Source organism: Nocardioides sp. CCNWLW216 (assembly GCF_037120545.1).
GTDB lineage: Bacteria > Actinomycetota > Actinomycetes > Propionibacteriales > Nocardioidaceae > Nocardioides > Nocardioides lianchengensis.
Genome location: NZ_JBBBBJ010000014.1, coordinates 21,905 through 40,424 on the forward strand (window position 1 = coordinate 21,905; position 18,520 = coordinate 40,424).

Annotated in this window: 19 protein-coding genes; 10 read left to right on the plus strand and 9 right to left on the minus strand. The window is 72.5% G+C overall.

All coding sequences use genetic code 11. The features are described from left to right. Window positions 1-284: 284 nt before the first annotated feature. The gene (locus V7S47_RS23535) at window positions 285-1,772 is read right to left on the minus strand and encodes a FadD3 family acyl-CoA ligase (protein ID WP_336563857.1); all 1,488 of its coding nucleotides are present in this window, start codon (window positions 1,770-1,772) and stop codon (window positions 285-287) included. Between the two features lie 87 nt (window positions 1,773-1,859). Here V7S47_RS23535 and V7S47_RS23540 point away from each other — a divergent pair, with 87 nt between their 5' ends. From V7S47_RS23540 to V7S47_RS23555, 4 genes are read left to right on the plus strand one after another with little or no spacing between them, the layout of a single operon-like run. Then, window positions 1,860-3,044, plus strand: a complete 1,185-nt coding sequence (locus tag V7S47_RS23540) for an acyl-CoA dehydrogenase family protein (RefSeq protein ID WP_336563858.1) — start codon at window positions 1,860-1,862, stop codon at window positions 3,042-3,044. Beyond that, the gene (locus tag V7S47_RS23545) at window positions 3,041-3,844 is read left to right on the plus strand and encodes an SDR family oxidoreductase (protein WP_336563859.1); all 804 of its coding nucleotides are present in this window, start codon (window positions 3,041-3,043) and stop codon (window positions 3,842-3,844) included. The genes V7S47_RS23540 and V7S47_RS23545 overlap by 4 nt, the downstream gene beginning before the upstream one ends. A gap of 13 nt (window positions 3,845-3,857) precedes the next feature. Continuing rightward, a complete protein-coding gene (locus V7S47_RS23550) occupies window positions 3,858-4,448 on the plus strand; it encodes a TetR/AcrR family transcriptional regulator (RefSeq protein WP_336563860.1) in 591 nt (196 codons plus the stop codon). 3 nt (window positions 4,449-4,451) lie between these two features. Continuing rightward, entirely contained in the window at window positions 4,452-5,600 is a 1,149-nt protein-coding gene (locus V7S47_RS23555) for an acetyl-CoA C-acetyltransferase (RefSeq protein WP_336563861.1), read from the plus strand. Window positions 5,601-5,670: 70 nt separating this feature from the next. Here the strand turns inward: V7S47_RS23555 and V7S47_RS23560 are convergent, their stop codons facing one another. Then, the gene (locus tag V7S47_RS23560) at window positions 5,671-6,693 is read right to left on the minus strand and encodes an alcohol dehydrogenase catalytic domain-containing protein (RefSeq protein ID WP_336563862.1); all 1,023 of its coding nucleotides are present in this window, start codon (window positions 6,691-6,693) and stop codon (window positions 5,671-5,673) included. A gap of 47 nt (window positions 6,694-6,740) precedes the next feature. Here V7S47_RS23560 and V7S47_RS23565 point away from each other — a divergent pair, with 47 nt between their 5' ends. Genes V7S47_RS23565 through V7S47_RS23575 form a run of 3 tightly spaced genes read left to right on the plus strand, consistent with a single transcriptional unit; the run spans window position 6,741 to window position 10,191 of the window. Beyond that, the gene (locus tag V7S47_RS23565; RefSeq protein ID WP_336563863.1) at window positions 6,741-8,687 is read left to right on the plus strand and encodes a flavin-containing monooxygenase; all 1,947 of its coding nucleotides are present in this window, start codon (window positions 6,741-6,743) and stop codon (window positions 8,685-8,687) included. Continuing rightward, on the plus strand, window positions 8,684-9,259 hold the full coding sequence (locus V7S47_RS23570) for a TetR/AcrR family transcriptional regulator (RefSeq protein WP_336563864.1): 576 nt from the start codon (window positions 8,684-8,686) through the stop codon (window positions 9,257-9,259). Before V7S47_RS23565 ends, V7S47_RS23570 begins: the two co-directional genes overlap by 4 nt. A gap of 8 nt (window positions 9,260-9,267) precedes the next feature. Beyond that, window positions 9,268-10,191, plus strand: a complete 924-nt coding sequence (locus V7S47_RS23575; protein ID WP_336563865.1) for an alpha/beta hydrolase — start codon at window positions 9,268-9,270, stop codon at window positions 10,189-10,191. Here V7S47_RS23575 and V7S47_RS23580 read toward each other — a convergent pair. Genes V7S47_RS23580 through V7S47_RS23590 form a run of 3 tightly spaced genes read right to left on the minus strand, consistent with a single transcriptional unit; the run spans window position 10,182 to window position 12,280 of the window. After that, window positions 10,182-10,532 (minus strand): hypothetical protein, encoded by a 351-nt coding sequence (locus V7S47_RS23580; RefSeq protein ID WP_336563866.1) that lies wholly within the window; start codon window positions 10,530-10,532, stop codon window positions 10,182-10,184. The two genes, V7S47_RS23575 and V7S47_RS23580, sit on opposite strands and share 10 nt — an antisense overlap. Further along, on the minus strand, window positions 10,529-10,969 hold the full coding sequence (locus V7S47_RS23585) for a hypothetical protein (protein ID WP_336563867.1): 441 nt from the start codon (window positions 10,967-10,969) through the stop codon (window positions 10,529-10,531). Before V7S47_RS23585 ends, V7S47_RS23580 begins: the two co-directional genes overlap by 4 nt. A 27-nt stretch (window positions 10,970-10,996) precedes the next feature. Continuing rightward, the gene (locus V7S47_RS23590; RefSeq protein WP_336563868.1) at window positions 10,997-12,280 is read right to left on the minus strand and encodes a DUF3604 domain-containing protein; all 1,284 of its coding nucleotides are present in this window, start codon (window positions 12,278-12,280) and stop codon (window positions 10,997-10,999) included. A 71-nt stretch (window positions 12,281-12,351) separates the two neighbouring features. Here V7S47_RS23590 and V7S47_RS23595 point away from each other — a divergent pair, with 71 nt between their 5' ends. Further along, the gene (locus V7S47_RS23595) at window positions 12,352-13,344 is read left to right on the plus strand and encodes a GNAT family N-acetyltransferase (RefSeq protein WP_336563869.1); all 993 of its coding nucleotides are present in this window, start codon (window positions 12,352-12,354) and stop codon (window positions 13,342-13,344) included. 3 nt (window positions 13,345-13,347) lie between these two features. Here the strand turns inward: V7S47_RS23595 and V7S47_RS23600 are convergent, their stop codons facing one another. Genes V7S47_RS23600 through V7S47_RS23615 form a run of 4 tightly spaced genes read right to left on the minus strand, consistent with a single transcriptional unit; the run spans window position 13,348 to window position 16,805 of the window. Continuing rightward, complete coding sequence (locus tag V7S47_RS23600; RefSeq protein ID WP_336563870.1) at window positions 13,348-14,415, minus strand: NAD(P)H-dependent flavin oxidoreductase; 1,068 nt, start codon at window positions 14,413-14,415, stop codon at window positions 13,348-13,350. Continuing rightward, entirely contained in the window at window positions 14,408-15,166 is a 759-nt protein-coding gene (locus V7S47_RS23605) for a CoA-transferase subunit beta (RefSeq protein WP_336563871.1), read from the minus strand. Before V7S47_RS23605 ends, V7S47_RS23600 begins: the two co-directional genes overlap by 8 nt. After that, window positions 15,163-16,053 (minus strand): CoA transferase subunit A, encoded by an 891-nt coding sequence (locus tag V7S47_RS23610; RefSeq protein WP_336563872.1) that lies wholly within the window; start codon window positions 16,051-16,053, stop codon window positions 15,163-15,165. Before V7S47_RS23610 ends, V7S47_RS23605 begins: the two co-directional genes overlap by 4 nt. Further along, window positions 16,050-16,805, minus strand: coding sequence for an enoyl-CoA hydratase family protein (locus V7S47_RS23615; protein ID WP_336563873.1), 756 nt, complete (start codon window positions 16,803-16,805; stop codon window positions 16,050-16,052). The genes V7S47_RS23610 and V7S47_RS23615 overlap by 4 nt, the downstream gene beginning before the upstream one ends. A gap of 37 nt (window positions 16,806-16,842) precedes the next feature. Here V7S47_RS23615 and V7S47_RS23620 point away from each other — a divergent pair, with 37 nt between their 5' ends. Both V7S47_RS23620 and V7S47_RS23625 read left to right on the plus strand, forming a co-directional pair. Next, window positions 16,843-17,592, plus strand: coding sequence for an SDR family oxidoreductase (locus tag V7S47_RS23620; RefSeq protein WP_336563874.1), 750 nt, complete (start codon window positions 16,843-16,845; stop codon window positions 17,590-17,592). After that, a complete protein-coding gene (locus V7S47_RS23625) occupies window positions 17,589-18,467 on the plus strand; it encodes an SDR family oxidoreductase (protein WP_336563875.1) in 879 nt (292 codons plus the stop codon). The genes V7S47_RS23620 and V7S47_RS23625 overlap by 4 nt, the downstream gene beginning before the upstream one ends. Window positions 18,468-18,520: the final 53 nt, after the last annotated feature.

The following is an 18,520-nucleotide window of genomic DNA, read 5'->3' on the forward strand; positions in this document are numbered from 1 at the left end:
GTGGTGCTGCCGCCGTTGGTTGAGCAGGGAGGAGCGCTAGCGACGAGCGTGTCGAAACCCCCGCAGGCCAGGAGGTGGCGGTGATCGAGGTCGTCGTACGGCGCACCGGGTGTCGACACGGTCGCTGCGCGACCTGCTCAACCACCGGTGGTGCTGCCGCCGTTGGTTGAGCAGGGAGGAGCGCTAGCGACGAGCGTGTCGAAACCCCCGCAGGCCAGGAGGTGACGGTGATCGAGGTCGTCGTACGGCGCACCGGGTGTCGACACGGTCGCTGCGTGACCTGCTCAACCACCGGTGGTGTCCCGGAGCTCGTTCTTCAGGACCTTGCCGGAGAGGTTGCGGGGGAGCGCGTCGACCAGCGTCACCTGGCGCGGGACCTTGAAGTTGGCCAGCCGCTCCTGGGCGAAGGCGATCACGGTGTCGGGGGCGACGCTGCCGACGACGTACGCCCGGCCGACCTCGCCGAGCCGCTCGTCGGGCACGCCCACCACCGCGACGTCCTGGACGCCGTCGAGGCGGGCCAGGGTCTGTTCGACCTCGGCGGGATAGACGTTGAAGCCGCCGGAGATGTACATGTCCTTGAGTCGGTCGGTGATCGCCAGGTTGCCGTCGGCGTCGAGGGTGCCCGCGTCACCGGTGTGCAGCCAGCCGTCGGCGTCGATGGCGGCGGCCGTGGCGTCCGGGTCGTCGAGGTAGCCGAGCATCACGTAGTCGCCGCGGACCAGCAGCTCGTCGGTCTCGGGATCGATCCGCGTCTCCATGCCCGGGATCGCGCGGCCGCAGGTGCTGGCCACCAGGTCGGCCGGGTCGCCGTCGCGCGCCATGGTGACCACGACGGCCTCGGTCATCCCGAACGCGGTGACGACCTGGTCGATCTGCAGCTCCTGCCGCATCCGCTCGATCAGGACGACGGGTACGACGGCCGCACCGGTGACGGCGAGGCGCAGCGACGACAGGTCACGCTCGGCGCGCCCCGGAGCGCTCAGCAGCGAGGAGTAGATGGTCGGCGCGCCGGGGAGCACCGTGATCCGCTCGTTCTCGATGATCCGCATCGTCTCGTCGAGGTCGAAGGTGGTCAGCGGGTAGAGGGTGGCGCCGGTGAGCAGGCCGGTGACGATCCCGACCTTGTAGCCGAACGAGTGGAAGAACGGGTTGATCACCAGGTAGCGGTCCTGGCCGGTGACCCCGCCCAGCTCGCCCCAGGCGCGCGCCACGCCGACGGTCTGGCGGTGCGCCGACATCGCGCCTTTGCTGCGCCCGGTGGTGCCGGAGGTGAACAGGATGTCGGCGACGTCGTCGGCCGACACCGCCTCGGCGATCGCGTCGACCTGCTCGGTCGTCACGGAGCCCCGGTCGAGGTCGGGCAGGTCGGCCAGGTCCAGGACGGTGACACCGGTCAGCTCGCCGGCGGCTCGGAGGTCGGCGATCTGGGTGCGCCCGAGGAAGCCGTCCTCGACCACGACGAGGCGGGCGCCGGTGCGCTCGACGACGTCGGCCACCTCGTGGCCGGTGTAGCGGGAGTTGACCGGGACCAGCACCCCGCCGGCGTACGACGTCGCGAGGGCCGCGACCACCCAGCCGATGCTGTTGGGCGCCCACACGCAGACCCGATCGCCGGGCTGCAGCCCGAGCGCGACGTAACCCCGCGCGGTGCGGCGCACCCGGCGCAGCAGCTCCAGGAAGGAGACGACCTCGCCGTCGGCGACGTACGCCGGGTGGTCGCCGAAGCGGTCCGCCGCGTCGCCGAGCGCGGCCGGGATCGTGTCTGCCATGCCTTGCCTCACGTCTCGGTGGTTGAGGTGCGAGCGGAGCGAGCCTCGAAACCCCCAACCAAGCAATTGCTTGGTACTGTAGCACTCGTGGACCTGAGCTACTCGGCCGAGGACGAGACCTTCCGTGCGGAGGTCCGGACGTTCCTCGAGGACTCCCTGAGCGGCGAGTGGGGATCGTTGCGCGGCCTCGGAGGTCCCGGCAAGGACCACGAGGCGATCGACGAGCGGCTGGCCTGGAACCGCCACCTCGCCGCCCACGGCTGGACCTGCGTGGGCTGGCCGACCGAGTACGGCGGCCGCGGGCTGAGCCTGTGGCAGCAGGTGATCTTCCACGAGGAGTACGCCCGCGCCGAAGCGCCTGCGCGGGTCAACCACCTCGGCGAGGAGCTGCTCGGCCCGACGCTCATCGCCTTCGGCACGCCCGAGCAGCAGCAGCGGTTCCTGCCCCGGATCGTCGCCGTGGAGGAGCTGTGGGCCCAGGGCTACTCCGAGCCGAACGCCGGCTCCGACCTGGCCAACGTGCAGACCAAGGCGCGCCTCGACGCCTCGTCGGGCACGGAGGAGTGGGTGATCGACGGTCAGAAGGTGTGGACGTCGAACGCGCACTTCTCCCAGTGGCTCTTCGTCCTCGCTCGCTCCGAGCCCGGCTCCGAGCGTCACCACGGGCTGAGCTTCCTGCTGGTCCCGATCGACCAGGACGGCGTCGAGGTTCGCCCGATCGAGCAGCTCACCGGCGGGTCGGAGTTCAACGAGGTCTTCCTCACCGGGGCCCGCACGTCCGCGTCGCTCGTGGTGGGCGAGCCGGGTCAGGGCTGGCAGGTCGCGATGGCGCTGCTCGGCTTCGAGCGGGGCGTCTCGGTGGTCGGCCAGGTGGTCGGCTTCGCCCGCGAGCTCGCCGGCGTCGTCGCCCTGGCCCGCGAGAACGGCGCGTACGACGACCCGGTGCTCCGCGACCGGCTGGCCGGGCTGAAGGTCGAGCTCGAGGTGATGCGGCTGCAGGCGCTGCGCGGCCTGTCGGCCGCCGACGACGCCGGCGCCGCCTCGATCTTCAAGCTCGTCTGGGCCGGCTGGCACAAGCGGCTCGGCGAGGTCGCGATGGCCGTCCTCGGCGCGGAGGGGCTGACCGCCCGCGGCGCGCCGTACGACCTCGACGAGTGGCAGCGGATCTTCCTCTTCTCGCGCGCCGACACGATCTACGGCGGCAGCGACGAGGTGCAGCGCAACATCCTGGCCGAGCGGGTGCTCGGCCTTCCGAGAGAGGCACGTGGATGACGACCCTTCGCCCCGAGCAACCCGTCCCGGCGTACGTCGCGGGCCACGACCTGCTGGCCGGCAAGGTGGTGGTCGTGACGGCCGCCGCCGGCGCCGGCATCGGCGCGGCCGTCGTACGCCGGTCGCTGGAGGAGGGCGCGAGGGCGGTCGTGTTCAGCGACACCCACGCCCGCCGGCTGGCCGAGGCCGAGGCCGCGCTGGCGGAGGAGTTCGGCGCCGACCGGGTCCGCCAGGTGGTCTGCGACGTGACCGACGAGGCGCAGGTGAGTGCGCTCCTCGACCTGGCCGACTCCGTCGGCGGGGTCGACGTGATGGTCAACAACGCCGGTCTCGGCGGCACGGCGAGCGTGCTGGAGATGACCGACGAGCAGTGGCTGAAGGTCCTCGACATCACCCTGACCGGCACCTTCCGCTGCGTGCGCGCCGCGGGCCAGCGGTTCGTCGCCTCGGGACGGCGCGGGGTGATCGTGAACAACGCCTCGGTCATCGGCTGGCGGGCCCAGGAGGGGCAGGCCCACTACGCGGCGGCCAAGGCCGGCGTGATGGCGCTGACGCGGTGCGCGGCCGTCGACCTTGCCCCGCACGGCATCCGGGTCAACGCGGTCTCGCCCAGCCTGGCCATGCACCCGTTCCTCGCCAAGGTCACCTCCGACGAGCTGCTGGCGGAGCTGAAGCAGCGCGAGGCGTTCGGGCGCGCGGCCGAGCCCTGGGAGGTCGCCAACGTGATGGTGATGCTCGCGAGCGACTACGCGTCGTACATGACCGGCGAGGTCGTGGCGGTCAGCAGCCAGCAGGCCTAGGACAATCTCTCCCATGACCGCCGAGGCCGCGCCCACCCGTCGTACCGAGCTGCTCGCCATCGCCGCGCAGCTCTTCGCCGACAAGGGCTTCAAGAACACCACCGTCCGCGACATCGCGGAGGCGGCGGGGATCCTGTCGGGCAGTCTCTACCACCACTTCGACTCCAAGGAGTCGATGGTCGACGAGATCCTGTCGACCTTCCAGGAGCAGCTCTTCGCGTCGTACGACGCGGTGCTGGCCAGCGACGTCGACGCGCGCACCAAGATCGAGCAGTGCGTCCGGCTGTCCTTCGCCGCGATCGACGAGCACCCCCACGAGGTCGCGATCTTCCAGAACGAGGCGGCCTACCTGCTGACCTTCGACCGGTTCGGCTACCTCGCCGACCGCAACGCCCAGTCGCGCAACCTCTGGATGACGCTGCTCACCGAGGGCGTGTCGTCCGGGGCGCTGCGCGGCGACCTCGACGTCACCCTCACCTACCGCTTCATCCGCGACACCGTCTGGGTCGCGGTCCGGTGGTACCGCCCCGGCGCCGGCCACTCCCACGAGGCCATCGCCGACCAGTACCTCACCATCCTGCTCGACGGGATAGCGAAGGAGTAACCCATGCCCGAGGCCTACATCGTCGACGCGGTCCGCACCCCGGTCGGGAAGCGCGGCGGAGCGTTGGCGGGGGTCCATTCCGCCGACCTCGCCGCCCACACGCTCTCGGCGCTGATGAGCCGGACGGGCGTCGACCCGGGTGCCGTCGACGACGTGATCCTGGGCTGCTGCGACACCATCGGCTCGCAGGCCGGCGACGTCGCCCGTACGGCGTGGCTGGTGGCCGGGCTGCCCGACCACGTGCCCGGCGTGACCATCGACCGCCAGTGCGGCTCCTCGCAGCAGGCCGTGCACTTCGCCGCCCAGGGCGTGCTGTCCGGCACCCAGGACCTGGTCGTCGCCGGCGGCGTGCAGAACATGAGCGCCATCCCGATCTCCGCGGCGATGCTGGTCGGCCAGCAGTACGGCTTCACCACCCCCTTCGCCGAGTCGCCCGGTTGGGTCGAGCGGTACGGCGACGTCGAGGTCTCGCAGTTCAACAGCGCCGAGATGATCGCGGAGAAGTGGGACATCTCGCGTGCGGACATGGAGGCCTACGCGCTGGCCTCGCACGAGCGGGCCCGCGCCGCGATCGCCGGGGGCCGGTTCAAGAACGAGATCGAGCCGGTAGGCGACCTCGACACCGACCAGTGCCCGCGCGAGACGTCGCTGGAGAAGATGGCCGGCCTCGAGCCCCTGGCCCCCGGCGGTCGGATCACCGCGGCCGTCGCCTCCCAGATCTGCGACGCCTCGAGCGCGATGCTGATCGCGTCGCAGGCGGCGGTCGAGACCCACGGGCTGACGCCCCGGGCGCGGATCCACCACCTGTCGGTCCGCGGCGACGACCCGGTCTGGATGCTCACCGGCCCGATCCGCGCCACCAGCCACGCGCTCGAGAAGACCGGGCTCACCGTCGACGACATCGACCTCTTCGAGTGCAACGAGGCGTTCGCGTCCGTCGTGCTCGCGTGGATGAAGGAGCTCGACGTCCCGCACCAGAAGGTCAACGTCAACGGCGGCGGCATCGCCCTGGGCCACCCCATCGGCGCCACCGGCACCCGCCTGATGACCACCCTGCTCAACGAGCTCGAGCGCACCGGCGGCCGCTACGGCCTGCAGACCATGTGCGAGGGCGGCGGCCAGGCCAACGTGACGATCATCGAACGCCTCTGACCGGGCCGCCTGTGGATGACCTCGCCGAGTCGGCGCACATGTGCGCCGACTCGGCGGGACTGTGCACAGGTCAGGGGCGCATCAGGACCTTCACGCAGTCGGCGGTGCGGGCGGCGACCGCGGCGTATGCCGACGCCGCGTCGGCGAGCGCGAACTCGTGGGTGAAGATCCCGGTCGTGTCGATCCGGCCGCTCCCGATGAGTGGGACCAGCGAGGCCCAGGTGCCCTGGATGGGCGCGGTGGTCATCCGCAGGGTGATGCTGCGGAAGAGCGCCCCCAGGATCGGCAGCGGGTACGGCGCGAGGTCGTGCACGCCGATCACCGACACCGTGCCGCCGGGCCGGACGGCGTCGAACGCGTCGTCCAGCGTGGCGTCCAGCGCGACCGCGTCGATGACCGCCTCGGCCCCGCGACCGCCGGTGGCCTCGAGCACCGCCTCCACCGTCGGCCCCTCGATCGCGACTGCCCCGGCCGACACGGCCCGGGCGCGCCGACCGGCCACGGGATCCGCCACCAGGACCTGCCCCGCCCCCAGCGCGTACGCCGCCCGCACGGCGCACTGACCGACCGCGCCCAGGCCGAGCACCACCACCGTGGCCCCGGGCGCGAAGTCGGCCCGCTGCGCCCCGGCCCAGCCGGTGGCCAGGTTGTCGGTCAGCAGGAGCGCGGCCTCGTCGGTCATGCCGTCGGGGATCGCAAGGAGCTGGAAGTCGGCCGCCGGCACCGCCAGCAGGTCGCTCTGGGCCCCGCCCAGCTCACCGGCGCCGAACACCTTGCCGCCGTGCACGCAGGTGACGGAGTCGCCGAGCGCGCAGCGGTCGCAGGCGCCGCAGCCGGCGACCGACGCGACCAGGACCCGGTCGCCGACGGCGACGCGTCGTACGTCGGGGCCGGCCTCGACCACGGTGCCGATCGCCTCGTGGCCGACGGCCACCGGGAAGAGCGGCAGGTCACCGTCGTAGAAGTGCAGGTCGGACCCGCAGATGGACGTCGCCGACACCTGGACGACGGCGCCGTCCGGGCCGGGCAGGGCGGGGTCGGGACGGTCCTCGACGGCGACGACCCCGGGGGCCTCGATCACGACGGTGCGCATGGTCGGGACGGTAGACAGATTTCGACATCTGTGCACCAATGCGTCCCATGCAGAGGAACCACGGCCGGAACCCGCACGCCGGTGCCCCGTTCACCGCCGCCGAGATGGACGACGCGGCCATCGGCCGGGCGCTCGAGGACGTCTCCGTGCCGACCCTGCTGCTCTCCTGCGTCCACATGACCGACGATCCCGCGGTCGTCGAGGAGATCCTCACCGGACCGCTGCGCCCGCAGGGGCTGTTCCTCAACGAGGTCCAGGGCTTCATGTCGCCCGAGGACCAGGCCGCCGCCCGGGCCTACGCCGCGGGAGTCGTCCGCGACTGGCGCGACCGCGGCTGCCCCGAGCCCGAGCCGGTCGGCCCGGACCTGCTGAAGCGGATGATGGACTGGATCACCTGCGAGGACGTCGGGGCGGAGTACGTCCCGATGCTGCTGGAGGAGATGGAGCTCGACGGCACCGACGCCCGGGCGGCGGCGCGGCCGGTCGACCCGGCCACCGCGGCCGCGCTGCCGGTCGTGGTGATCGGCTGCGGCATGTCCGGCCTGCTGGCCGCGATCCGCCTGCAGGAGGCGGGCTTCCCCTACACGGTGGTCGAGAAGAACGACGGCGTCGGCGGCACCTGGTGGGAGAACACCTACCCGGGCGCGCGGGTCGACGTCGGCAACCACTTCTACTGCTACTCGTTCGAGGGCTCGGACCACTGGACCGAGTACTTCGCGCGCCAGCCCGAGCTGCAGGCCTACTTCCAGCGGGTCCTGGAGAAGTACGACGTGGGCCGGCACGTCCGCTGGGGCACCGAGGTGACCGGCGCGACCTGGGACGACGCGAGCGGGAGCTGGACGGTGCACCTCGACACGGGGGAGACGCTCAGCGCGCGGGCCGTGATCTCGGCCGTGGGCATGCTCAGCCGACCGGCGCTGCCCGCCGTACCCGGCGAGTTCGGGGGGCCCTCGTTCCACACCGCGCGCTGGGACCACGACGTCGACCTGGCCGGGAAGGACGTGGTGATGGTCGGCGCCGGAGCGACCGGCTTCCAGGTGGCGCCCGCGATCGCCGACGAGGTCGGCAGCCTGACGGTGATCCAGCGCAGCGCGCAGTGGATGTTCCCGAACCCGAACTACCACGGCGAGGTCGGTCCGGGCGTCCGGTGGGCGCTGCGGCACCTGCCCTTCTACGCGCGGTGGTACCGCTTCCTGATCTTCTACCCCGGCTGCGACACCGGGCTGGTCGCGGCCAGGGTCGACCCGGCGTGGGCGCCGCAGGAGACGTCGGTCAGCGAGGCCAACGACCTGGCCCGGATGATGTTCGCCGACTGGATCACCAGCCAGGTCCCGGACGACCCGGAGCTGCTGGCCAAGGTGCTGCCCGACTACCCGCCCACCGGCAAGCGCACCCTGCAGGACAACGGCAGTTGGCTGCGCACGCTGCAGCGCGAGCACGTCGAGCTGGTCCGGGCCGGCGTCGACCGGCTCGAGCCCGACGGCGTGGTCGACAGCGACGGGACCTTCCACCGTGCCGACGTCCTGGTCTGGGCGACCGGCTTCCGGGCCAACGAGTTCCTCCTGCCGCTGCGCATCACCGGCCGCGACGGCGTCGACCTGCGCGGGCACTGGGGCACCCGGCCGCGCGCCTACCTCGGCATGACCGTGCCCGGCTTCCCCAACTTCTTCTGCCTCTACGGCCCCGGCACCAACCTGGCCAGCGGCGGCAGCCTGATCATCAACTCCGAGATGGAGGTCCGCTACGTCGTGCAGTGCCTGACCGCGCTCGCCGACGGCGGCCTCACCGCGCTCGAGCCCCGTCAGGAGAAGTACGACGAGTGGTACGACCGCTGCCAGGCCGAGCTCCGGCAGACCGTGTGGGCCTCGCCCCACATCGAGCACAACTACTACACGAACGACGACGGCGAGGTGCACGTGCTGAGCCCCTGGCGGATCGTCGACTTCTGGGCCTGGACCCGCACCGTCGACCTGGCCGACTTCGAGGTCCGGTGAGCGCGGCGACGAGCACCCGCGAGCGCCTGCTCGACGCCGCGGAGGCGTGCCTGCGCCGCGACGGCATCCGTCGTACGACGGTCGCGGGCGTGGCCGAGGAGGCCCGGGTGTCGCGGGCCGGCCTCTACAAGCACTTCCCCGACAAGGCGACCCTGCTCTCGGCCGCGCTGATCCGGCGCGACCAGGCCTTCTGGGCCGAGGCGCACGAGCGGGTGGGGCGCGCCGCGGGGATGGCCGCGAAGGTGGCGGAGGCCGTGGTGATGTCGCGCAGCTCGCCGCTCGGGCCGCTGGCCCTGGAGCTGCAGGAGGCCGAGCCGCAGGCCTTCGCGTCGGTGATGGGCACCTTCGCCGACGACATCGTCCCGGGCCTCTCCGGCTTCTGGGAGCACCACCTGGCCCGGGCCCAGGAGGCCGGCGAGGTCCGCGCCGACCTCGACCTGACCGGCGCCGCCGAGTGGATCCTGCGGATCGTCATCTCGCTCGTCCAGGTGCCGGGCCTCGCCGTCGACACCGCCGACCGCGCGTCGGTCCGCGCCTACCTGCAGACCTACCTCGTCCCCGCCCTGACCTGAGGATTGCCATGGACACCACGCCGTACCCCACCCTGGACGCCGAGCTCCGGCCGATCGTCGAGCTGCTGCCCGACCTGGCGGACTCGCTCACCGACGTCGCGGGCGCGCGGGCGCTGCTCGCGGGCTTCGTGCCGGAGGGACCGGTGCCGGGCGAGGAGCTGGTCGAGACGACCGAGGAGTCGATCGGCGCCGCCGCGCGGGTCCGGTTCTACCGACCCCGGGATGCGACCGGACGGCTGCCCGGCCTGCTCTACGTCCACGGCGGCGGCTTCTGCCTCGGCGACATCGAGCTCGAGCACGGGCTCGCCGTCGAGCTGTGCCACACCCTGGGGGCGGTGGTCGCGAGCGTCGACTACCGGCTGGCGCCGGAGCACCCGTACCCCGCGGGGCTCGACGACTGCTACGCCGCGCTCGGGATGCTCGCCGGCCACGCGGACGTGGACCCCGCCCGGGTCGCCGTGCACGGCCAGAGCGCGGGCGGAGGACTGGCGGCCGCCGTCGCCCTCCTGTCCCGCGACCGCGGCGGGCCGGCACTCTGCTTCCAGGCGCTCGGCATCCCCGAGCTCGACGACCGGCTGGACACGCCGTCGATGCGGGCGTTCGAGACGACCCCGATGTGGAGCCGCCGGCAGGCCGAGCTCTCGTGGCGCTACTACCTCGGGGGCCGGGACGCCGACGCGTACGCCGCCCCGGCGCGGGCCGAGGACCTCGCCGGGCTGCCGCCGGCGTACGTCGTCACCTGCGAGCTCGATCCGCTGCGCGACGAGGGCCTGACCTACGCGATGCGGCTGCTCGCGGCCGGGGTGTCGGTGGAGCTGCACTCGTTCCCGGGGACGGTGCACGGCTCCCAGCTGGTGCGCGACGCCGCCGTCGTCAAGCGGATGGACGCCGAGCTGGTGGACGCGCTCCGGCGGGCGCTGGCTCAGGCGTAGCAGATGACCAGGCCGATGACCGTCGGCACCAGCCCGAGCAGCAGCCAGGCGGAGGGGAGCGGCTTGCGGTGGATGACCAGTGCCACCGCGACCGCGATGATCCCGAAGGCGCCCGCGATGACGTTGAGCCCGATCCGGGCCGCGTCGTTGGTCTCGTCGACGAAGACGGCCGCGATGACCAGGCCCGCGGAGAGGTGGAAGATCGTGGTCGCGACCAGGACCGAGAGCACCCACTTCTGGACGCCCTCGATGGCCTTGCTGCCCGGCGGCGGGGGAGCGGGCTGCGGGTTGCTCGGGTCCATCAGGTGCCGGCGCCGGCGGGGCGCCTGCTGCTCGGTCATATCGCCAGCCTACGGCGGCCGGCGGTCAGGCTGACCAGCAGTGTCACCCAGGCGACCAGGCTGGCCACGGCGGCCACGACCGCCAGCAGGAAGCTGAGGTCGTACAGGCTGTCGGAGTAGCCGAAGAGCTGGGTGAGGCCCGAGCGCATGCTGTCGTCGGCGTCGCCGAAGTCGGGCATCACGGCCCCGAGGACGAACAGGCTGAGCCACAGCATGAGCTGGGAGAGCGTCTGGAAGACGGTCAGCTCCTTGGGGCTGCCGTCCTGGGTGAAGGCGAGCACGGTCGTGACGATCAGCATCACGAGCAGGATCAGGACCACCGGGAACAGGATGAGCATGAACCAGCCGCCCACGCCGAACACCAGCCGACCGATCCAGACCCACCCGCAGAGCAGGAGGTTGAGCGGGATCATCAGCCACAGCGTCACTCGGTTCACGACCGGAGCGTAGGGCCTCGGGAGCCGTCAGGTGCGCTGCGGCGCGATCCACCACGGACTGGTGTAGGCCACCCCCAGGTCGTTGCCGGGGTGCCCCGCCGGTCCGGGCGTGGCGTTGGGCTGCGTCGGGTCGGCGATCCTCAGCAGCAGCCAGTCCCCGTCGGCCTCGTCGACCCGCACCCGGAGCCGGACCACGGGGCCGACCTCGAACTCCTTCACCCGCACCACCTCCGGTACGGCGCGGCCCGGCCGGAGCACCTGCACGCTCAGCGGCCGTCCGACCCAGGACGGGTCCCGGGCCAGGTCGAGCCGGATCGTGACGACGCCGCGACGCATCGGCAGCCGACCGCCCATCCGCACCCAGCGGCCGTCCGGCGTACGTGCGGTCGCGTCGACCCGCAGCCCGGAGGTGCGGGTCGCGAAGAACCGGCGCTGCAGCATCGCCCGCTTCACCCCGGCCCGGCTGTGCTCGGCGACCCAGAGGCCGGTGCGGCCCTTGCCCTCCGGGTGGCCCCAGTCGGTGCCGTGCTCGTCGGTCACGCCGGTGATCCCGGTGCGCCAGCCGGCGTTCAGGCAGGCCACGAGCGGGGAGGTCCGGCCGTCGGCGTACCCCTCGAAGAGGTAGTCGTCGCCGCGGTTGAACATCTCCAGCGAGACCACCTGGCGTCGTACCCGCGGGTCGTAGTGGAACTCCTGGAACCGGCCCGGCTCGCGGCCCGGGTGGTTGAACCCGGCGAGGCCGCCGGCGCCACCGTCGAGGACCAGGCCGGGCTCGCGGCGCAGCCACTCGAGGAGCGGCTGCATCAGCCCCGCCTGCAGGACGTCGACGTAGTGCTCGGTGAACCAGACGTTCACGTGCCCGATCAGCGGCTCGGACCACTCGAAGCCGCGGAGCGCGGTGAAGCGGCCGTCCTGGTCCGCCTGGTCGGCCAGCCGCTGGGTCCGCGCCCAGTCCGAGCGGGTCAGACCGGCGACGTCGCGGTACTCCGGTGGCAGCAGCCCGGCCAGCACGTCGCCGAGCAGGTGGTCGCTCAGGGTGGCGTGGTCGGTCAGCGCGGCCACGTCGAGGCCGGCGCTGCGCATCGAGGCGAACGCCCGCGCCGGGTCGCCGTCGCCGTCCGACATCAGGGTGTGGTTGTGCAGGTCGGCGTGCACGAGGCGGGTGCCCCGGCTGATCCGCGAGCGGCGCCGGGCGCCCGGCCGTGGGGCCGGCCCGTGGTCGGCGATCGCGCCGGTGGCGGAGCCGAGACCCTGGGCGAGCAGCAGCGACGAGCCGGCGCCGAGGGCGGCGCGGCGGGAGAGGCCGGTCATACCGGGCGCCTTCCCGCTGGGGGTGCCGTTAATCAGGTGCGCGGGTAAACGCTCGGGGTCATGCTCGGGAGGTGAGGCTCGAGCAGGTCGACCCCGACGACGACGCGACCGTCGAGGCGTACGTCGCGGTCTCGAACGCCGTCCGCGCCGCCGACGCCCCGTGGGAGCACCCGCTCACCCCGCAGGAGGCGGCCGGCCAGCTGCGGCACGGCTGGGACGGCGAGCCGGAGGTCGGCTTCCTCGCTCGCGTCGACGGCGTCGCGGTGGCGACCGCGACGTACGAGACCAGTGAGTACGACAACCTCCACCTGGCCTGGGTCGGCGTGCAGGTGCACCCCGGCCACCGGCGTCGGGGACACGGGACCACCGTCTTCGCCGCGCTGCGGGACCGCGCGCGTGCGCAGGGCCGCACCTCGATCGGCATCGCCGGCTGGGACTCCCCGGCCACGGTCGGGTTCGCGACGGCACAGGGGCTGGCCCGGAAGGCGGTCGAGGTGAACCGACGCCAGTCGCTCGGCGAGCTCGATCGCGTCGCCCTCGACACGGCGTACGACGAGGCCCGGCCGTACGCGGCCGGCTACGAGCTGGTGCGGATGTCCGGCCGCAGCGACGATGCCGAGCTGCCCGCGCTGGCCGAGATGACCGCGGCCATCAACGACGCCCCGACCGACGACCTCGACATCGAGGACAACGTCTTCCCGCCCGAGCGGGTCCGGGCCTACGAGGACGCTCAGCTCGCCCGCGGGCAGGTGCTGCTCCGCGTGGTGGCCCGCGAGACCGCCACCGGCGCCCTGGCCGGACAGAGCGTGGTCGCGGTCGACGGCGAGCGCCCGACCCTGGCCGAGCAGCACGACACCTCTGTCGTCGCCGCCCACCGCGGTCACCGGCTCGGGCTGCTCCTCAAGCTCGTGATGCTCCGCTGGCTCGCCGAGGAGCACCCCCGGGTCGAGACCGTCGACACCTGGAACGCCGAGTCCAACGGCCGGATGATCGGCGTCAACGAGCTGCTGGGCTACCGGGTGCTGGGGCGGGAGCTGGTGTTCCAGGGTTCGGTCGACCGCTGAGACCTACACGACGTACGACGCGCCGCGGCGCAGCTCCTCGACCGCCCGGGTGACCACCCGCTCGATCAGCTCGGCGCAGCTCGGCAGGTCGTCGAGCACGCCGACCACTTGGCCGGAGGCGAGCACGCCCGCGGTGGTGTCGCCCTCGACCAGGCCGGCCCTGAGCATCGTCGGGGTGTTGGCCGCGAGCGCCATCTGGGCCAGCGAGCGACCCTGCGCCTTCTTCATCGCGCGGCCGTCCTTCAGCAGTGCGGCCCAGGACATCTCGCTGTCCCGCTTGAACTCCAGGGTCCGGCGCACGGTCGGGCCGAGGCGCTTCAGGGCGCTGGTCTCCTCGATCTCCTCGACCAGCTTCGTGCGCAGCATCCGGTGGGGCATGCCGTCGACCTTGGCGGTGACGACGGTGCCGGTCAGGTCGTGGGAGAGGTAGAGCTCCTTGACCGCGTCCGGCACGGCGGAGTCGCGGGTCAGCAGGAAGCGGGTGCCCATGCCGATGCCGGCGGCGCCGTACGAGAGGGCGGCTGCCAGGCCCCGGCCGTCGAAGAAGCCACCGGCCGCGATCACCGGGATGTCGACGGCGTCGAGGACCGACGGGAGCAGCAGCGTGGTCGGGGTGGAGCCGGTGTGCCCGCCGCCCTCGCCGCCCTGGATCATCACCGCGTCGGCGCCCCAGGAGGCGACCTTCTTCGCGTGCTTGGGCAGGCCCACGCTCGGGATCACGACGATGTCGTGCTCCTTGAGCCGGGCGATCAGCTCGGGCTTGGGTGCCAGGGCGAACGACGCCACCTTCACCCCGTGGTCGATGAGGAGCTGGCAGCGGGCGGGCGCATCGCCCGCGTCGGCCCGCAGGTTGACCCCGAACGGCTGGTCGGTGCGGCCCTGCACCTCGACGATGGCCTTCTCGAGCTCCTCGATGGTCATCGTCGCGCTCGCCAGGATGCCGAGCCCGCCGGCCTTCGCCGTACCGCTGACGAGGCGGGGGCCGGCGACCCAGCCCATCCCGGTCTGCACGACGGGGTGGCGGACGCCGACCAGGTCGGTGAGCGGGGTCCGGAGCTGCTGCTCAAGCATCCTGGGGGACCTCCTTGAAGCGCAGCCCCTTCGGGTCGAGCACCTCGCGGATGATCACCTGCTCCTCCGGCGTGGGCTCGCGCGTGGTGGGGATGTCGGCGTGGACGTCGATCTCGAAGCCGGTCGCCTCGCGGACCTCGTCGACGGTGACGCCCGGGTGCACGCTGAGCAGTCGCACCGTGTCGTCGGGGCCGCCGACGTCGAGCACGGCGAGGTTGCTCACGACGCGGTGGATGTCGTTGAAGCGGGCCGCCGCCGGCCCGGCCGCCTTCGCCCGGGCCGGGCCGACGCCGGAGACGATGTCGACCTGCTCCACGAAGACCCGCGAGGAGTGCTTCGGGACCCAGTACGACGTCCGGTTGTTGACGGTGTTGCCGGGCGCGCCGCGCGAGCCCAGCAGCTGGCGCTTCGGCCGGTCGAAGTCGCCGATCGCGGAGATGTTCTGGTTGCCGTGCCGGTCGACCTGGGTGGCGCCCATCATCACGTGCCGGGGGCCGTTGGCGACCACGTCGAAGACCTTCCGGAACGGGATCCAACCCTCGACCACGTCGGCCTTCGCGAACAGCGGCGGCGTGCCGGCGAGGAAGAGCGACTCTCCGTCGGAGATCACCAGGTCGGGGTTGCTGGTCAGCCGGGCCAGCCGGACCCCGAGCATCGGCAGCAGCCCCATCGGGCTGGCGAAGATCTCGCCGTCGTCGGCGAAGGCGTCGGCGATCGCCGCCGCGCACACGTCCGCGCGGGTGGTGCTCATGCCTGCTCCTCCTGGAACTCGCGGACGGCCGCCTGGTACGCCGCCTCGTCACCGGCCAGGAACCGCTGCTCGAAGGCGGTCCAGTCCTCGTCGCTGCCGGACGCGGCCTTCGCGTAGGCCCGCTGGAACCGTTCGTCCCGCTCGTAGTCGGGCGTGCAGGTCGTGAAGTGGGCGCCGTTCGGCGTCTCGACGACGCCGTCGACGAGCATCCGGCTCAGCAGCAGCCGTTGCACCGGGGTGTCGACGGTCAGCCCGGCGGTGTCGACGACCTCCTCGACGGACAGGTAGGTCTTCTCGGAGGCCATCGCGAACAGGTCGTCGAAGTAGGGGTCCGGACCGAGGTACGTCGCGTTCCCGTGGCGGTCGGCCCGGTTGAGGTGGACCAGGGCGACGTCGAGCCGCAGGGCCGGGACGGCGACCAGCTCCTCGTGGCCGTGGCCCTCGTCGTACGGGCTCTCGACGGTCTTGATCCACGGGTTGTGGACCAGGACGTCGGAGCCGAGCCCCGCCCTCATGGGCAGGAACGGCAGTCGCTGGGCCGCGGCGCGCAGACCGGTCTGGAACATCCCCTCGTCGAGCTCGACGACCTCGGGGATCGTGCCCTCCTGGCGGGCCTTCTGGAAGCTGGGCTCCAGCGGCACCGAGTCGAGGCTGACGAAGGCGTAGACCAGCCGACGGATCTTGCCGGCCCGGGCGAGCAGACCGACGTCGGCGCCGCCCCAGCTGACGATCGTCAGGTCGGTCAGGTCGCTGTTGAGGATCGCGCGCACCAGCGCCATCGGCTTGCGCCGCGGCCCCCAGCCGCCGATGCCGATGGTCATGCCGCTGCGCAGCTCACCGACGACGTCGTCGATGCTCATCCGCTTGTCGCGGGGGCCCCTGCTCATCGCTTGCTCTTCTCCGTTCCGGCGAACTGGTCGCGCAGCTCGTCGCTGACGCCGGCGAGGTTGAGCTCCATCGTGAAGCCCTGCTCGAACCGGTAGCTCTTGTTGACGTCGATCGGGTCGATGCCGTTGAGGCACTCCTTGGCCGCTCGGATGACGCGCGTGTCGTGAGCCGCGATGTCGGTCGCGACCCGCAGGGCCGCGTCGTCGAGCTCGGCCCGGGGGACCACCTCCAGGACCGAGCCGAACTGCACGAGGTCCTGTGCCTTGATGGTGCGGGCGGTGAAGTAGAGGGTGCGCATCATGTGCTGGGGCACCAGCCGGGCCATGTGGGTGGCCGCGCCGAGGGCGCCCTGCTTGACCTCGGGTACGCCGAAGAACGCGTCGTCGCTGGCCACCACGCAGTCGGCGTTGCCGACCAGGCCGACCCCGCCGCCGAGGCAGAAGCCGTTGACCGCCGCGACGACGGGGACCGCGCACTCGTAGACCGCCTTGAAGGCGGCGAAGCAGCCCTTGTTGGCGCCGATCAGGGCGTCGAACCCGGTCGTGTGCTGCATCTCCTTGATGTCGACGCCCGCGTTGAACCCGCGGCCCTCGGCCCGGAGCACGACCACCTTGGTGTCCAGGTCGGTGGCGGCCTCGTCGAGGGCCGCGGCCACGTCGTACCAGCCCTGGACGGTGAGGGCGTTGACCGGGGGGTGCTCCATCGTGACCACGCGGATGCCGTCGTCGCGCAGCTCGGAGGTGATCGCCATGAGTGCCAACCTAACATTTGCTTGGTACGGTTGCAGCATGTCGCTCGCCCTGGATCTCTCCGGCCGCGTCGCGCTGGTCACCGGCGGGGCGCGGGGCATCGGGCTCGGCATCACCCGGGCGCTCCAGGCCGCCGGTGCGACCGTCGTGACCTGCTCGCGCTCGGACGTCGAACCCGTGCCGGGGACCACGCACCGGGTCTGCGACGTCCGGGACCCCGAGTCCGTGCAGGCGCTGGTGGCCTCCCTCGACCGGCTCGACGTGCTGGTCAACAACGCCGGGGGAGCACCGGCCGTCGACGCGGCCACCGCCTCTCCGCGCTTCCACGAGAAGATCGTCGGGCTCAACCTGCTCGCCCCGCTGCTGGTCGCGCAGGCCGCCAACGCGGTGATGCAGCAGCAGGACTCCGGCGGCACGATCGTCAACATCTCCTCGATCTCCGCGAGCCGACCGGCGCCGACGATCGCGGCGTACGCCGCCGCCAAGGCCGGTCTCGACTCGCTGACCGCCTCGCTGGCCATGGAGTGGGCGCCGCGGGTGCGCGTGAACGCGATCGACGTCGGCCTCTGTCGGACCGAGCAGACCGACGACCACTACGGCGACGACGCCTCGGTCGCCACCATCGAGCGGACCATCCCGCTCGGGCGGATGGCCCGGCCCGAGGAGGTCGGCCACGTCGCGGCCTTCCTGGCCAGCGACCTCGCGTCGTACGTCTCCGGGGCGAGCGTCGCCTGTCACGGCGGGGGAGAGACGCCCGCCTTCCTGTTGGTGCAGAAGGGACTGTCATGAGCCTGTTGGAGGGTCGCGTCGCGATCGTCACCGGAGCCGGCCGCGGCATCGGCCGCGCCCACGCGCTGGAGCTGGCCCGGCACGGGGCGGCGGTGGTCGTCAACGACTACGGCGTCTCGCTGGCCGGCGAGGACACGGGGGAGACCCCGGCCGAGTCGGTGGTCGCCGAGATCGAGGCCGCCGGCGGCCGGGCGGTGGTGAACCGCGCCGACGTCGCGGACTTCGAGGCGGCCTCGGACATGGTGCGCCAGGCCATCGACACCTTCGGCGGCCTCGACGTCCTGGTCAACAACGCCGGGTTCGTCCGCGACCGGATGCTGGTGAACACCTCCGAGGAGGAGTGGGACGCCGTCGTCCGGGTGCACCTCAAGGGCCACTTCGCCCCGCTGCGCCACGCGGGCGCCTACTGGCGCACGGAGTCCAAGTCCGGGCGTGAGCGCTCGGCGCGGGTCATCAACACCTCGTCGGGCGCCGGGCTGCAGGGCTCGGTCGGCCAGGCGACGTACTCCGCCGCCAAGGCCGGCATCGCCGGCCTCACCCTGGTCGCCGCCCAGGAGCTGGGCCGGTACGGCGTCACCGTCAACGCGATCGCCCCCGTCGCCCGGACCCGGATGACCGAGGGCGCGTTCGACACCTCCGCCATGGCCCTGCCCGAGGACAACTCCCCGATCGTCGCGTGGCTGGCCTCCGTCGACGCCGGCGACGTCACCGGTCGCGTCATCGAGATCGAGGGCGGGAAGATCACCGTCGAGAACGGCTGGTCCCACGGCCCCGCCCGCGACCTCGGCACCCGCTGGTCGGCCCCCGACGTCGGCCCCGCGCTCCGGCAGCTGCTCGCCGACGCGCCTGCCCCGGAGCCGGTGTACGGGGCGTGAGGGGTCGTCGCCGCCGCCGCAAAGGTTCATCGGCTGGCCGATGAAACTCACGC